Raw genomic sequence first — 14977 nt, 5'->3', positions numbered from 1 at the left:
GAGGCATGCCGGTGAATGTCGATCTCGGTGAACTGGTGTCCGTCGCGGGCCGATCGGCAGACCTCGCGCGGGTCACCGGAGCCGCGATGCCGCGTGAATGGGTGCTGCCCGCAGGGGCCGACCCCATCTCGGCGCAGGCGGTTCCGCAGCTCAACGCGCAGGCCGCGGCGCTGTTCAATGCCACCATCGGAGTACTGAACAAGATCCAGCGTGACGCCCACCGCATCGGTGCGGCGGCGACCGAGTACTCGGTGGCCGACGACGAGGGCGCCCGTCTGGTCAACGCTTCGGGAGGTGAGCTGGTCGCCAACCCGGTTCCGGCCGTGGAACCGGTGGGGTATCGGCGGGTGCCGGAAGGGCTGAGCAATATGCCCGTGGTCACCGGAGACCCGTTGACCCTCGCCAAGCAGCTGCACAATGGTCCGGGGCCGGAGCCCGCGCACCGCTTCGCCGATTCCGTACGACTGTTCAACGCGAGTTCGCGGACCCAGGCATCCGCCGATATGGATAGCGCGAGTTCGATCCTGCAGAATTGGACGCCGGTGGGGACAGAGGTCGCCCAGCGATTCGTCACGTATCGCGGCTGGATGGACCAGTTGGGGGACGCGATGGATAAATTGGCGCAGGGAGCCGAGGACTACGGCAACGCCTTCTCCCGCGCCAAGGCGAAACATCCCACGCCGGAGGAGATACTGGCCGCGCGAAAGCGGATGCTGGCCGCGGCGCGGGCGAAGAACGAAGCCGCGCTCGCCGCCGCTACTGCGGAATACAACGAATTGAACGTGCGGTCGGGCGAAGCCGCGGGGTCCTACGCCACGGAAACCGGTACCAGCATCGCGAATTCGTCGGAGGGTACAGCCGCCGCGGCGCAAACCGGCTCCGGGGGTTCCAGCGATTCGCTCTCCCAGATGCTGCCGATGCTGATGCAAATGATGCAGCTCGGTAGTACCGGCCTGGACCAGACCGATGACATCTCCGACGACGACTGGTACGACGATTCCTTCGACGACTACGGACTCGGGGATTACGGGATACCGTCGCTGGGAAGCCCGTCCGGCGGGTCGCCGTCGCTCTCGCCCTCGCTGCCCGGCAGCACGATTCCCAGTGCGGCCGATGTCCAGGTGCTGTCGGCGACAACCGCGATGCCGTTGGCCGCCGCGACCGGTGGCAGTGCCGGGTCACCACCCCGGTTGCCGCTGGGCGACGGTGCCGGAAGCGCAGCCGGTGCCGCACGCGGTGCCGGTGCCGGTGTCGGCGCGCCCATGATGCCCATGGGGGCGCCCATGGGCGGAGGGATGGGCGGTGCCGGCGGCGGTAACGGTAACGAACGCAACCGAGTCGTCGCCTGGCATCCCGACCGCTTGATGTACGTCGACGACACTCCGCACACCGAACCCGTTATCGGGGAACGGCCCACCATCGCGCCGACGGTCACCCAGCCGACCCCGACGCCGGCCAATCAGGCCCCGACCCGCTCCGGAGGTAACGCATGAGCATCCACCCAGACGTGCAGGCCGCGCTGGACGCGGCCCGCGAATTACGGCATCGCATCGCCGATATGCGAGAGCGTATCGACGATGTGCGTGCCCGGCGGCCCTCGCCCAGCGGCACCGTCATCCCGGAGGTGGACGCGATGGGGCGGCTCACCAGTCTCTACCTCGCGCCGGGTACCGCGGGCCGGTTCACCAGCGAGGAACTGGCGGCCGAGATCATGGCCGCCATCCGGGAGAGCACCCGGGATGCCGCCCGGCAGTATCAGGCGATCATGGAAACTGTGATCACCGAGAACAGCGCGGCGGACGGCGCGGCGGATGGTCGTGAGTCCGCCGGTATCGCCGAGGCGGTGCGGTGACCGGCATCGAGGCCGCGGAGGCGGCGGACGATTCGGTCTCGGCCGCCGATGCCATCGGCTGGCTGCACGAGGAAGGTCTCACGCGCCTGGCCGCGCTGGGGTCCGGCGCGCCGAACCCGGCCGTCGCCTTCTCCGTCGATGTCTCCACCGGTATCGTCACCAAATATCCGGCCGCCAACGGCGGTATCGGGGCCGATTCGAGCACGGTCGCAGCCGATGATCTGCCCGCTCCGCTCGACAGCTCCAATCGGCTGGTGGTCGTCGGTATCACCAGCTCCGACCAGGTATTGGTGGTCGACCTGGCCGGTTCGCTGGTCATCGGGATCAACGGTGACCGGCCCGAACTGGCCGCACGGTCCTGGGTGATGCAGTTGCTGCTGAACCCGGACATCACCGTGACCACCAACAGTGCCGATGTGGCGATCGGCAGCAGTCCGCGGTGCCGCAAGAGCTTCATACCGGGCGGCGGTGGTTCGATCGTCAGTGTGGACGACGGTAATCCGCCGGTGACCACGGTATCGATGAACTCCGATGTCGAAGGTTCGGACTATCTGGACCTGCTCGGCGACGGCACCGGTGAAATGTACCTGGGAGCGCGGGTATGGCCGCTGCGGCTGGTGATGACCATCGGCGACGCCGCGTGGTCGGCGCTGTCGGAAACCTTGGACCGGGCAGCCGGATAAATCCGCAGGAGAAGAAGATGAACGACGATTTCGACTACGACGATATCGAAGACGATCAGGACGAAGGTGCGGCCACCAAATCCGCGGCCGCCCCGCAGATACACGAGGTGTTCAACCCCGATCACACCGTCGGAGTGGCCTGCGACCGGGACGGTGAGATCGTCGGGTTGCACATCACCGACGAGGCGCAGGACAACGGTGACAGCTGGTTGAGTGCGGAGATACTCAAGGTGGCCGCGCTCGCACACGCCAAATCGCGCCTCGGTCTGCGGCGCGAGATGGAGTCCAACGGCGCTCGCTCCTACACGATCGACTCGTTCGGCCTGCCGACCGAGGCCACCTATCAGACCATGGAAGACGAGGCTTTCGGCCTCCGCCCGGCCTGACCCTCGCACCGGACAGACAGGACACAACCATGGTGAACATCCTCTCCCTCGACGCGGTGAAGGCGACTGTCGGTGATGCCGCCGGGGCGCTCACGGTGATGACCGATGATGTCGGTACCACCGTGGATTCGCTGGTATTGCAATCGAAAGCCGAGTCGCCGCTGGACCGTGATATGACCGGCAAACTGGACTGGATTCGCGACACCTTCACTACTGCGGCAGCCGACGTCGCGGAACAGTCCGGAATTACCGTCGAGGCCACCGGTTACGGCACGACCGTACTGTCGAACGCCGATATCGACGGTCAGGCGACCGTGCGCTCTGCCGCGGTCTGATCGGACACGATGGCGCCGGAGCAGACGAGCCCGTACTGGGACCGGATCGTCGGGGACCGCTGGCCGCAGATACCGCCGTCGGCCTGGCACGGTTTGGCGGACAACGCTCGTGAGGGTGCCGCCGCCCTGAACCTGGTCGATGTGGAGCAGGCACGGCGCGCATTCGAACAGACGGTCCAGCAGTCGGTGGGTCTGGCGGAGATCCGGCGGGCGCTCGTGGCGTTGGAGGAGAATCCCCGGGCGTTCGCGGCCGCTCTCTCCGCCGCCGCGGATACCTTCGATACCTTCGGTGACGTGGTCCGGCGTACCCGTAACCAGATCCTCGACGTGGTCGCCGATGCCGCCGAACGGATCGAGCAGGCCACGCGGGGGGACAACAACGACGACGGTGAGGAAGGCGATGCGGCCGAGGCCGAAGCCGATCGTCAGGCGACGGAGGCCATCCTGGCCGATGCCCGGGGAGATGTGCGCGATATCGTCGCCGCCGCACTGAGTTCGCTGGGGCCGCAGGGGCTACCGCGGCTGGACGATATCGCCGAAGCTCTAGGGCAACCGGGACCGTGGCGCAAGGGTGGGGGCGTTCCCGGTGTGGCACCCCGCGGACCCGGAACCCCCGGCGGGCCCGGGCGGCACCACGACGTTCCGCGCCACCACGGGCCCGGGTTCGAACCCGGGCCCTGGGTTCCCGGCCACGACCGGCCCGTGCGACCCGATCCGATCTTCGGGCAGATCCTCATAGACCTGATCGACGACCTGCTACATCCGCAGCCGGGCCCGCCGGTGTCCGGGCCGCCGCCTGCCCTCGACGTGCAACCACCGGTGGGCACCGAAGATATGCCGCCCGCGCTCACGGAGCCGGGCGGGCCGACCGATACCGCTGGTCCGGCGCCGGCGGAAACGAGCCCGGTAACCGTGGGGCCCGGAGTGCCGCAGCCGGGAGACCAGGTGGAGGACGCGGCCCCACCGGCCGAAACCGGTGGGGACGGTGCCGAGACCGGCGCCGATACGGCCGCTGTCGACGAATCCACCGAATCCAGCGAATCGTCGAGCACCGAGACCGGCGGCGGGCCTGACGAATCCGCGCCGCCAGACCGTGAGGTCTCGGCCCACGACGGTGCCGATACGCCGGAGACCTGGGGTCTTGCCCGGCCCGCCGGTACACACACCACGCCGGAGTCCGATGCCGAGAGTGCGCCTGCGGGGGCCGTGCCGCCGGTACTGCCGGCGGCGCTGGGTCCGGTCGCGGGAACAACCACGGCTCCGGCGACAACCGGCGCCGGCACCGCGGCTCCGACCAGTAGTCCGGCAGTGAGCGGCGCCGCCGGCACCACCCCTGCGGCGGTGACATCGGCACAGGCCGGCCGGAGCGCGGTGGGACCGGTCGAATCGCAGCGCGGGCCGGGCGCGACCGGTAAAGCGCTCGCCTCCGCGTCCCAGCAGGGGGTCAGCGCGCCGCCTGGCGGAAAACAGATGGTGCCGGTGCCGGACAGTGATCCGGGCGCCGGGAAGTCCCGCGGGCCGGGCGATTTCGTACAGGATGCTGTCGGCGCCGCCATGATCTCGGCGTCCGCACCGGCCTTCGTGGTCGGCGAACGTGTCGACGGGGACCTGGTCCTCGCGCGCACACTACTGGGCGGGATCCGTGCGGCCACCGATTCCTGGGTCGTCGGTGTGGACTGGGCAGTGGCGATTCTGCGCCACTCCAGCGGGGTCAGCGCGTTCGTCACGTCGAACGAGGGCCGCGGCTGGTTGCCTGCCCGGCTCCATCTGCCCACCGAAGTGTCGCTGCCGTGGCTGTGGGCCGTATCCGAGGGGTCGGGGTGGGAAGGTACGGCGGACCCCGCTCGGATCCTGGTGGAGTTCGCGATCGCCTGGGGTGCGAAGTCCGGTTCGAAATTGTCCGCGCTGGCCTCGTCGCAGCCCATGGATCCCGTGCTCGGCGCGCGGCTCGGCACCGTCGCGCTGGCCGGGTCGGTGGCGGCCTCGGACACCATGGATCTGCGCAGTCCCGCCCCGGGCACGCTGGATCGCCTGGGGATCACGTCCTCGACCCGCCTGCTCGACCGCGCGGCCAAGGTCATCGACCGCGATATCGCGCTGCGCTGTCTGGAGCTGGCGGTCGACGCGCATATCCGGGTCCAGCGAGCGGAACTCGCGACGGTGGACACGATGGAGGCGCCGGAGATCAGGCTGCGGATCCTGCGTGCGCTGCGCGACGGCCGCGAGTTCGCCGACAGTTGGTGGGAGGAACTCCAGGATGCCGACGATCTGATCGCCGCGACCGTGCTCGGACACCGCGCCGACACCAGTCGAATCGGGCTCGGGGAACTCCGTTCCGGCGCGGCCGACCTCGACCCTGGCTCGGAACTCTCGATATTGCGTGCACTCACTTTCCAACGCCGCTGCAACGAGTTGGTTCTGCTCTTGTCGGAGGAGAAATCGCGCCAGACACTGCGCGACTCGGTGTACGCGCACGCCCAGGTGCTGGGACATCCGCTGTTCGCGGCGCCGCCGGCGGCCCCACCGGCACCGCGGCGGTCCACGGTCACCACTGGTGATCGACGGTGAAAACAGCGTCTTTTCCCGACCGTAGGATCTCCCCATAGTTGGGAAGAATCGACAATGAGGAGAATCGCTGGTGGGAAAGGATTGATCGAGCATGCCGGAATGGTTGGATATCGACCCTGCGGTACTGCGTCAGCTGGCACTCCAGCACGATCAAGTAGCGGCGGAGACCCGGGAATGGGCCCAGCCGCCATCCGAATGGCTCGCCAACTTCGAACCCACCTACGGCAAAATCGCCAATCCGGTCAAGGAAGCGCTGGAACGGTACTACGACGCTCGGCTACGCGCCGGCGAGGCCCTGGCCAGGGAACACGAGCAAACCGCCGCCTCGCTGCGAGAATCCGCGGATGCCTATGAGCGGACCGACGCCGAAGCCGCCGCGAGCGTCAACCGTTCGGGCGAGGACGTCGGCGGTCGCGTCGGGACCTTCGGCGATCCGGTCACGGCAGGGTTCGCTCCCAATTCGACAGCCCCCAACAGTCAAATGGGTGCACCTGTGGTCACCGGGCCGGGCGCCGGCGCGGGCTTCGGTCCGTCGACGCCGCCGGAGCAGATGAATCCGGCGGCCGCCGCGAACGGTGCCGGACAGGGCCCGAGCGGTGCCCCGCCCGGACAGGGCCAGAACGGCATTGCCGCCGGTGGCGTCACCGCCACGCCCGGCGCGGTCCCGCCCACCGAGCACACTGCGGGCGCAGGAACCGCACCGGCGGGCAATAATGCCGTCTCCGGCGCCCCGTCCGGTGCCGGAACGGTTCCACCCGGTGGCGCGCTGGTCGGCGGCCTCCCCGGCGTCGGCGCCGGCTCGGGCGACGACCGCGGCACGACCACGACCCCGGCCGGCGGCGCGAACGCACAGGACGGGACCGCCGTCCCGGTCGTCGGGACTCCGACACCGTTCAACTCGGCAGTGGCCTCGGCGAAGGACAAGGAAGCCGAGCCTGCCTACATCGTCGGCGACGCGGTGAACGAAGACCTTCTCATCGCCAAGACCCTGCTCCAGGCGGTTCTGGCCGCTACCGACGAGGCGGTGGGAATAACCTGGGCGGTAGCGGTATTGCGCGGTCCTGCCGGTGCGGGTCTGTTCATCACCTCCAACGAGGGCCGGGGCTGGCTTCCCGCCGGTCTCTTCCTGCCGCGCCAGGTGTCGACACCGTGGCTATGGGACGAACTGCTCGGTGCCGACGGCGAGGTCGCCGCACCGTGGGAGGGGATTTCGGACCCGGCACGAACCCTGGCCGAATTCGGCCGGGTGTGGGGCGCGAAAGCCAATGCGGTGCTTTCCGCGATCGCCTCCTCCGGCCCGATCGACCCCGGCCTGCGGAGCCGGCTGAGCGAGGTCGCCATGCAGGGTCTCGTCGAGCCCGGGTCCGATCTCGATCTCCGGGTGCTCACCCCCGATACCACCGACCGGCTCGGCCTCACCGGTTCCGGTCCCGCGCTGGAATCGGTGGCGGCGGTGCCGGACGCCCAGGTGCACAGGCGCATCGTGGAACTTGCCCTGGACGCTCATGCTCAGCTCGGCCGCTCCGTTTCGCAGCATTTCGACAGCTCCGGTTCGCGTGCGATCCGGGATCGGATCCTGGCGAAGGTGCAGGCCGGCGAGGATGTGCCCACGTCCTGGTGGGACGAACTCCGCGACGCGGACGACCTCCTTGCCGCGGAGATGGTGTCGCAGCGGCTCGATGTGGGCCGGGTCGATCTCGGCGCCATCCGGGTGGATGACGAAGTGAACGCACTGCGGGCCATGGTGTGGGATCGGCGCTGCAACGAGCTGGTGGCGCTACTGGCGGAGGAGCCGGACCGGCAAGTCCTGCGCGATGCGGTATACGCGCACCAGGAGATCCTCGCCCACCCCTCGTTCGTGGCTGCTCCGGCGGCTGTGGCCACGGGTACCGAGGAGCAGGTGGTGCGGCCGGTCGCCGGCGGGGCCGGGGTTTCGGCTCCGGCAGAACAGGCCGGCGCCGTCACGGAGTCGGCGCCACCGAGTGCGAGCGGCCCGCCGACCGGCGCGGTCGCCGCTCCCGAGACCGGTGGTCCGCCGCGCGGCGTGCTGCCGCCGTCGGTGGCACCGCCGCCCGAGACGCGGGACTCCTCGTCCTGAGATCGCGATGGCAGACCTCCGCTTCGTCTCATGCGGAGGGTCTGCCTGCGGGAAGCCGCGCCGCGAGAGCAATCGATGCCGCCGGGCCCGGTACCGAGTACCCGACCCGGACATGACGGCGGTCAGCAGACTCTGTTCGGTGAGCCGCGCCAGATCGTCCGCGACCGCCGCCGGTTCCGGTATGAGTGCACCGGCCCCTGATGAAATTCGTTCTGAACAGCCCTGACGGCAGACGTGGCCGGATATCGCCCAACTGGTAGGTGGTCGCGGCTCACCCGGGCACAGGGGATTCACCCGCCTGCGGAGGCCGTTCGGGAACATCGGCTTCGGCGCCCGGAGAACGCCGCCGAAGACTCGGGCCGATGAGTGAGCCGGGCATGCATCGTCGGCTGGTTCGCAGTACCGCTCGGATCCAGCGCGGGTGGTCCGTACTGTCGGTAGCACGCTGTCCGAGCCGTCGACGCGGAGGCACATAGAGCGTGGGGGTGCGCTCGTTCCCGGACAGCCAGGGGAAACCGGCTACGGCATATGCTCTAGACCTGTTTGCTGGGAGTTGTCGGGCCGTACGGAATATTGTTCTGCGGGTCGGTCGAACCCGGATTCGGCGCTGGATTCTCGCCCGGTGTGGGCGTCGCGCCGCCGGGCGGAGCGGGTGCCGTCGGGTCGGAGGCTGCGACCTGGGCCGAGGGGGCGGGCTGCCCTTCGGGCTCGTCCTCGTCCTCCCCGTCTTTGTCTTTGTCTTTGTTCTGACCGAGGAGCTCGGGCAGCTGGCCGAGCATGGGCATGAGCGCCATCGGCAGCATGGCCAGCATCGGCAGCATGGAACCGAGACCGCCCGCCGCCGCTCCCGCGGCACCGGCGGCGCCACCGGTTCCGCCACCGGTGGACCCACCCGAACCGGATCCACCGCCGGCGGCGCCGACGTTCACGTCCTGGGCGGCCGTGACCACTTCGTCCACCTTCACCACCGCTGCGGCGATATGGTCCATCACCGCGGCCGCTTCGGTGGAACTGAGCTTCTTCGACGCGACCGTCAGCAAGGCGGCGTTCAAGTCGCCTTCGATATGAACGATCTTCAGCAGCGTCTGTGCCTGTTCGGCGGCGACCACCTGCGAGGTTCCGTCCACCTGCGAGTCCATATCGACCAGCGAATCCTGTCGCGCGCTCGCCGAGGACACCTGCTGCTTGTACAACTCGACGCCCTTGCCCGAGCCCGGCATATACGCGGCCTGGACCTTGGTCGGCGTTCTGCCACCGCGCGGCGGAGGTGGGGGATCGGACCGGCCGAACCCGAGCACGTCCACCGATTTCTGCATCGCGTCCTCGGCGTCGGCTATGAAATTGTTCACGATACTGTTGGTTTCGGAGTCCACCTTCATCCGAACCAGCTCGACCTTGTGCAATGGCTTCGCGGGGCCCGCTCGCTCGGCGACCAGTAACCCGCCCTCGGTGGCCGGACCGTCGGCGCTCGCCGCGACGGGTTTGCCGGTGGCGGGATCCGTTCTGCTCATCAGGGTGGTCGGCCGGTCCTCCGGGGCGCCGGGGACCGGCCGACCGGGGCGTGGGTCACCCGGGCGGAGGCCGCCTGGGTGCCGCCGATCGTCCGGTTGCGTTCCGGGGGTGTCGATATCCGCGTCTGCCGTCGCTGTATCCATCCGCTGCCGTCGCCTCCCGTGATGTCTTCTTCATTGTGTTGTCTTCCTAGAGATGGGAATAGGAGAAATGCCGTTCATTCGCGTGTTGTCGCATAGTCGAACGGACAACATAGGCTTGATTGCCGAGGAATTGCCCGGGGTGCTGGGGCAGAGAGGTAAGTCGGTGCGATGAGCGAGGGTGAGCTGATCGCATGCCGGCACTGACCGATGATGTGCACGGTGTGTTGCGCGAGCTGCTCGGGCTGTACGGGGCCGGGCAGCCGTCCGAACGTGCGGCCGCCGTGCTCGCGCAATCCATGGCGGCGGACGTCTCCCGGCTGTCCGGTGGGGGTGCCCGCGGCTACGGTGACGCGCTGGGCATCCAGCGTACGGTGCTCGACACCCAATACGGGCGGGACGGTGTCGTCACCAAGACCGTCGGTGAGTCGGGGGCCGGGACGCTGAACGGGCGCGGGGTGCTGAGCAGTCAGATCTCGGATCTCCAGGCGCGGATTCAGGCCATCACCACTATCGGTGACACCCGGTTCAGCGGCCCGGCCATACTCGATTCGGCCCAGCAGACCATCACAAACGCGACCAGGCAGGTGAACGCCGATATCGACGCGGCACGCAGACAGGCGGCTCAGATAATGCCGCCGGTGGCGCTCGCCGAGCGCACTCGAAAAGCGTCCACCCCGCCCCGGAAAAGGCGGCGGCGGCGCCCCCGCATGGTGTCCGGTCAACAGGCCGCGAATCAGCCCACCCGGCGCGGTATACGCCGCAACTGGGACAAGACCCGAGGCGGGCGGGCCGCGCAGGCCGCCGACGGTGCGCTCGGCCTGCCTTATATCTGGGGTGGCGGTGGCGCCGGCGGGCCCAGCGGGGGCGGTTTCGACTGCTCCGGGCTGACCCAGTACGCCATCGCGCAGGCCACCAACGGCGAGGTGGTCCTGCCGCGGACCACCTACGATCAGATCTACGCCGGTGAACGGATCGATCCCCGTGAGGTGCGCGCCGGTGATCTGGTGTTCCCGGCGGCGTCGTTCAGCTCTCGTGGGCCGGAACATGTTCAACTCGCCGCCGGCAACGGTATGGTGATCGAGGCGCCCTATTCCGGTGCCACGGTTACCTATTCGCCCATGCCACCCAGTGCTGTCGTGGTACGGGTCGTCTGAATCGTCTGAGCGGAACTCTCGCCCTTGGCTATCGAGATACCACACGAAGTGGCGATGTTCCTGAACTTCATCGGCGTCCCGTATCCGGATATCAACGAGGACCAGGTTCGGGAACTGGCCGGTCACGTCCGTACTTTCGCCGACGAGGTCGCTGCGACCCACGGCGCGGCGACCGGCGCGATCACCGACATGGGATCGGTCTACCAGGGGCAGTCGTATCGCGCGCTGGTGGCGTCCTGGGCGAGCTTGAGTTCGTCGCATATGGAAAGGCTCGACGAGTTGTGCCGGGCCGTGGCGACGGCGCTGGAGATCGCGGCCGAGGTGATCACCGCGGTGAAGGTGGTGGTACTGACCGAGCTCGCGGTGCTGGCGGCCGCCTATGCCGGGGCGATGGCAGCCACCGTGGCGACCTCGGGGGCCTCTGTGGCACTGAGCCAGTCCATTTCACTCGCGGCCCGGCAGCTGGTCAAGGCCATGGAGGAGATGCTCATCGGCTACATCGTGGCCGAGGTCCTGGGTATGGCCATCGAGCCGCTCGAGGACGCGGTCGCGGACATGATCAACGGCGTGGTCTACAACACCACCGCCGATCTGCTGGGCGTCGACACCGGCGGCAAGGACGTCGTGTACATCGATCCCGACGAGGTGCGCCGCTACGCCCAGGTCCTCGACGACCACGCCGACGACATCATGAAACACGCGGAGAAGTTCGCCACCGGTGTCGCGGCGCTCGATTTCACGACGCCGGTGGGCCTGCCCGCTGCGAGTGCTCCGGTGACCCAGTCGGGCGGACCCTCGAACACCCCGGTTGCGGGCGCACCGGTTCAGCAGGAAGTGGCCGCTACGCCGCGGAACTGGATACCCGGGACCACCGCCGGCCCAGTGCCTGCCCAGGACGCGGGAGCGCCTGTTCGCGCCGACGAGAGGTCCCCGGCGGCGGAGGCTCCGCCGCCGAGTACGACGGGTTCGCCTGCGGCGGGGCCGGCCGCTGCCGGGCAGAGTGGTGTGCCGGGCGCGAGCCCCGGAACCGGACCGGGGCAGACCGGGGATCTGCAGACTCCGGGTCCCACCGCCGAGAGTCCCGCGGTCGACGCGCAATCGGCGGAGTCTCGTGGGGAACGGCCACCGGTCGTGGGCGGCCAAGAGCCGGAGTCCGCCACTACCCGGACGCCGGCGTCGTCCGGCGCGAACCCGGGCGACGCGGGGGGTCGGGTCGAGCAGTCGGCGCAGGGAGGCAGTTCGGGTGGTGCGGATTCGGCCCGGGGCGTGGACGCCACGAGCATTCCGCCCGGCCGGATCGGTGATCCCGGGAGCGCGTCGACCGGAAGTGGCGGCGGCCCGGCCAGCCCGTGGAATCGTCAGGCGTCCGCGCCGGGTGGATCGCCCGCCGGATCCGGGAACACCGCACCCGGGGGACGCGGTCGCCGCCGCGGGACCGACGGGGAGAAGCCGGGCCGTACCGCGGGCGGTCGGCGGAGGCCCGCCCGGCAGAACCCTTGGTCGGCTCGACCGGCCGCGGCGTCCGCACCGGCGCGTACGCCGTGGGGTAAGCCCGCCGAGCGCACCGCGCCGGCGGTTCCCGCTGTGGCGGCGGAGGGGGATGCGCCACCGCCCGTTGTACCGGCCGACCGGGATCGGAAGGACGGCACCGGAGGGAAGGACAGCGAGGCACGGGAATCGGCGGGCCGGGCGCACCAATCGGAGACCGGCGGGCCGGTGGTGTCCGCGCCGGTTCGCGCGGACGAAGGTCCGCCGCCGCGCGGGTGAACGGATCTGCGTACCTCCGCAGCCGCTCCGGCCGGGCGCTTACGCCTATCTCCGGCCGGGCCCGGAGCGCAATCGGCCTTCGCTCGATCGGGCGCCTCGGGTGCGGCGGCCGATGGCTCGCTGTTTCCATCGGCCGCCGCGGAATAGGTCATCAGGGATGAGGGAACTGGTGACCTGCCGCCAACTATAGCCGCAAATAATGTGCCGTTCAACAACGGCACTATTATCAGGAGCGGGAAATTTGTCCGGTTCGGATAGCGGGCGGGTAGCCGGGCGGGGCTGTCGCCGCCGACGCCGAATATGAGTCCTGCCAGACTATTTCATGCGCAGTCCAACGCATTCGGGATGTGGTCTCCCGCCGGTTGTCGACGGCGGGGTGCTGGGGTCTGGCACAAAACCGGCCCGGTATTTTATCGTTGGACTACGGCTCGTTCCCTGATGGGCTCGTGCTTTGTTGGGTGGTGCGGCTTTCGTCCGGATTCACGCCCGTGCCGGACCGCCCGTCCGATTTCGGCGACGAATACTCGACCGACGGCGTTTCGCGCGCCTACTTCCCAGTGCCGGGAAATACCCGACGCCTACCGGCGCCCCCGGGTGGCTTAACCTGCCAGCAGGCGAGGGTCGGCGGAAGGGAAGTCCGAGTTGTCAGCGGCCGAAGACGCGTTCTACACGGGCGTGCAGAGTTTGGGATTGGTCGCCGGTGGGGTGCGCAACGAAGAGCACGCCCGCGCGGCGTTCACGGCGGCCACGGATATCGATCCGGATATGTGTGACGCCTGGCTGGGACGAGCCATGGCGGGGGAGGTCACGTCCGAGGTCATCTACGGTGCTTACCGCTCCTCGCACAATCTCTACCGCGATCAGCAGCGCGCCGGCCTGGTGGACCGGGCGCTGTGGTGCCAGGTCGAAATAGGCGTCTTCGGCCTGCGGGTCGCCATGGCCGATCGCGATCAGATCGCCATCGCGCAGGCGTGTGCGTACGCGGACGGGGGTGAATGGCAAGAAGCGGCCGCGATTCTGGACGAGGTGCGCGGTGACGATGTCGCCGATTTCGCGCGGATCGCCCTGTTCTACCGGACCGGGCGCTGGCCCGATGTACTCACCGCCCGCGCCGCGAAGACAGTGCTCGAGGACGGTCTGCTCGATATCGCCGCCGAACTGATGGCGGCCAGTGCGCTGGCGCATCTCGGCAGATTCGGGGAGGCGTTGCCGCGGGCACAGCGGATCGTGGAGGACAGTCAGTCCGGGAGTCTGTCCTATATCTGGGCCGATGCGCACTATCTGCTCGGCATGATTCTGCGGCACAACGGCGAGCACGACGCGGCCGACAAGATCCTCAAGGGCCTGCAGGGGTCGGGGCTGTGGCCCAACCGGCCGGACTGGCAGCAGGCGGTGCGGGACAAGAATTTCCGGCTCGAGGTCACCACTCCGGCTGTGATCGCCTCCCGGACCGATATCTGGGATCCCAAATCCGGTGACGATCCCGCCGAGGTGGCGGCGAGCGCGGCCAAGGCCGAACGCGACGAACTGCTGGAAGAGGCATCCAAGCTGCTGCAATCGCAGATCGGCATGGATTCGGTCAAGGAACAGGTGGATCGGCTCAAATCCGGTGTACTGATGGACCAGGTCCGGGCCAAGCGCGGCCTGGCGGTCGACTCACGATCGAATCACCTCATCTTCTCCGGGCCGCCCGGTACCGGTAAGACCACCATCGCGCGAGTTATCGCCAAGATCTTCGCCGGGCTCGGCGTGGTCGAGAACGCCGAGGTCATCGAGGCATCGCGTAACGATATGGTCGGCACCCATCTCGGCCATACCGCACCCAAGACCAATGCGCTGATCGACTCCGCGCTCGGTGGCGTGCTCTTCATCGACGAGGCCTACACCCTGATCCAGGAGGGCCTGTCCGGTGGTGACGCCTTCGGTAAGGAAGCAGTCGATACGCTGCTGGCCCGGATGGAGAACGACCGGAGCAAGCTGGTCGTGATCATCGCCGGTTACGAGGCCGAGATCGACAGGTTCCTGCAGTCGAACGAAGGTCTGTCGTCACGTTTCACCAAGCGGGTCCGGTTCCCCAGCTACGACCCGGACGAACTCGTCCAGATCGCCGACCACATCGCCGGCAAGAAGGATTCGATCCTGTCGGATCAGGCACGGGAGGTCCTGCGCGACCGCTGCACGATGATGTCGGAGCAGAGCAAGAACGGCCGCCGCCTCATCGACCTCGCCGGTAACGGTCGCTTCGTGCGCAATGTCGTGGAGGCCGCCGAGGCGGAACGGGATTTCCGGTTCACTCGTGACAATGTGGATATCGCCGCGCTCACCGACGAAGAACTGATGACCATCGACGCCTTCGACATCACCGCCGCGCTGCAGGGGTTGGCGCCGGTCGGAAAGTAGCGCCCGCCACCCTCCCGGCCGACTGTTCCCAATTCTGGGGAGTGGTCGGTTCGGGCGTGCGCGTTAGGTTGTGGCCGAG

The 14977-nt window shown here is 68.6% G+C and carries 11 protein-coding genes; 10 read left to right on the top strand and 1 reads right to left on the bottom strand.

Going from position 1 to position 14977, the window contains the following annotated elements:
* Positions 1 to 5: 5 nt before the first annotated feature.
* From NF4_RS39895 to NF4_RS34370, 7 genes are all read left to right on the top strand, one after another.
* Positions 6 to 1493, top strand: coding sequence for a PPE domain-containing protein (locus NF4_RS39895; protein WP_063131579.1), 1488 nt, complete (start codon positions 6 to 8; stop codon positions 1491 to 1493).
* Positions 1490 to 1852, top strand: a complete 363-nt coding sequence (locus NF4_RS34395) for a YbaB/EbfC family nucleoid-associated protein (RefSeq protein WP_063131578.1) — start codon at positions 1490 to 1492, stop codon at positions 1850 to 1852. Before NF4_RS39895 ends, NF4_RS34395 begins: the two co-directional genes overlap by 4 nt.
* Entirely contained in the window at positions 1849 to 2535 is a 687-nt protein-coding gene (locus tag NF4_RS34390) for a hypothetical protein (protein ID WP_063131577.1), read from the top strand. The genes NF4_RS34395 and NF4_RS34390 overlap by 4 nt, the downstream gene beginning before the upstream one ends.
* A 17-nt stretch (positions 2536 to 2552) precedes the next feature.
* The gene (locus tag NF4_RS34385; RefSeq protein ID WP_063131576.1) at positions 2553 to 2921 is read left to right on the top strand and encodes a hypothetical protein; all 369 of its coding nucleotides are present in this window, start codon (positions 2553 to 2555) and stop codon (positions 2919 to 2921) included.
* 29 nt (positions 2922 to 2950) lie between these two features.
* Positions 2951 to 3256 carry a hypothetical protein gene (locus NF4_RS34380; protein ID WP_063131575.1) on the top strand — a complete coding sequence of 102 codons (306 nt, stop codon included), beginning with the start codon at positions 2951 to 2953 and terminating at the stop codon, positions 3254 to 3256.
* 9 nt (positions 3257 to 3265) lie between these two features.
* Positions 3266 to 5824 (top strand): hypothetical protein, encoded by a 2559-nt coding sequence (locus tag NF4_RS34375; RefSeq protein ID WP_063131574.1) that lies wholly within the window; start codon positions 3266 to 3268, stop codon positions 5822 to 5824.
* Positions 5825 to 5915: 91 nt separating this feature from the next.
* Positions 5916 to 7922, top strand: coding sequence for a type VII secretion target (locus NF4_RS34370; RefSeq protein ID WP_063131573.1), 2007 nt, complete (start codon positions 5916 to 5918; stop codon positions 7920 to 7922).
* Between the two features lie 533 nt (positions 7923 to 8455).
* Here NF4_RS34370 and NF4_RS34365 read toward each other — a convergent pair.
* Complete coding sequence (locus NF4_RS34365; RefSeq protein WP_157120755.1) at positions 8456 to 9433, bottom strand: hypothetical protein; 978 nt, start codon at positions 9431 to 9433, stop codon at positions 8456 to 8458.
* A gap of 335 nt (positions 9434 to 9768) precedes the next feature.
* On the opposite strand from NF4_RS34365, the gene NF4_RS34360 reads away from it, so the two are divergent.
* From NF4_RS34360 to eccA, 3 genes are all read left to right on the top strand, one after another.
* Positions 9769 to 10731, top strand: coding sequence for a C40 family peptidase (locus NF4_RS34360; protein ID WP_063131571.1), 963 nt, complete (start codon positions 9769 to 9771; stop codon positions 10729 to 10731).
* 24 nt (positions 10732 to 10755) lie between these two features.
* On the top strand, positions 10756 to 12498 hold the full coding sequence (locus tag NF4_RS34355) for a WXG100-like domain-containing protein (protein WP_157120754.1): 1743 nt from the start codon (positions 10756 to 10758) through the stop codon (positions 12496 to 12498).
* Between the two features lie 642 nt (positions 12499 to 13140).
* Positions 13141 to 14898, top strand: coding sequence for a type VII secretion AAA-ATPase EccA (gene eccA, locus NF4_RS34350; protein WP_063131569.1), 1758 nt, complete (start codon positions 13141 to 13143; stop codon positions 14896 to 14898).
* The last annotated feature ends 79 nt before the right edge of the window (positions 14899 to 14977 follow it).

The sequence above is a fragment of the Nocardia fusca NBRC 14340 genome (assembly GCF_001618425.1).
GTDB classification, from domain to species: Bacteria; Actinomycetota; Actinomycetes; order Mycobacteriales; family Mycobacteriaceae; genus Nocardia; species Nocardia fusca.
Note: the sequence above shows the minus strand (reverse complement) of the source record. Positions and strands in the feature narration are given on the sequence as shown.

Coding starts and splice junctions, on each gene's coding strand:
- NF4_RS39895 (WP_063131579.1), top strand. CDS start 6: ATGCCGGTGAATGTCGATCTCGGTGAACTGGTGTCCGTCGCGGGCCGA.
- NF4_RS34395 (WP_063131578.1), top strand. CDS start 1,490: ATGAGCATCCACCCAGACGTGCAGGCCGCGCTGGACGCGGCCCGCGAA.
- NF4_RS34385 (WP_063131576.1), top strand. CDS start 2,553: ATGAACGACGATTTCGACTACGACGATATCGAAGACGATCAGGACGAA.
- NF4_RS34380 (WP_063131575.1), top strand. CDS start 2,951: ATGGTGAACATCCTCTCCCTCGACGCGGTGAAGGCGACTGTCGGTGAT.
- NF4_RS34375 (WP_063131574.1), top strand. CDS start 3,266: ATGGCGCCGGAGCAGACGAGCCCGTACTGGGACCGGATCGTCGGGGAC.
- NF4_RS34370 (WP_063131573.1), top strand. CDS start 5,916: ATGCCGGAATGGTTGGATATCGACCCTGCGGTACTGCGTCAGCTGGCA.
- NF4_RS34365 (WP_157120755.1), bottom strand. CDS start 9,433: ATGAGCAGAACGGATCCCGCCACCGGCAAACCCGTCGCGGCGAGCGCC.
- NF4_RS34360 (WP_063131571.1), top strand. CDS start 9,769: ATGCCGGCACTGACCGATGATGTGCACGGTGTGTTGCGCGAGCTGCTC.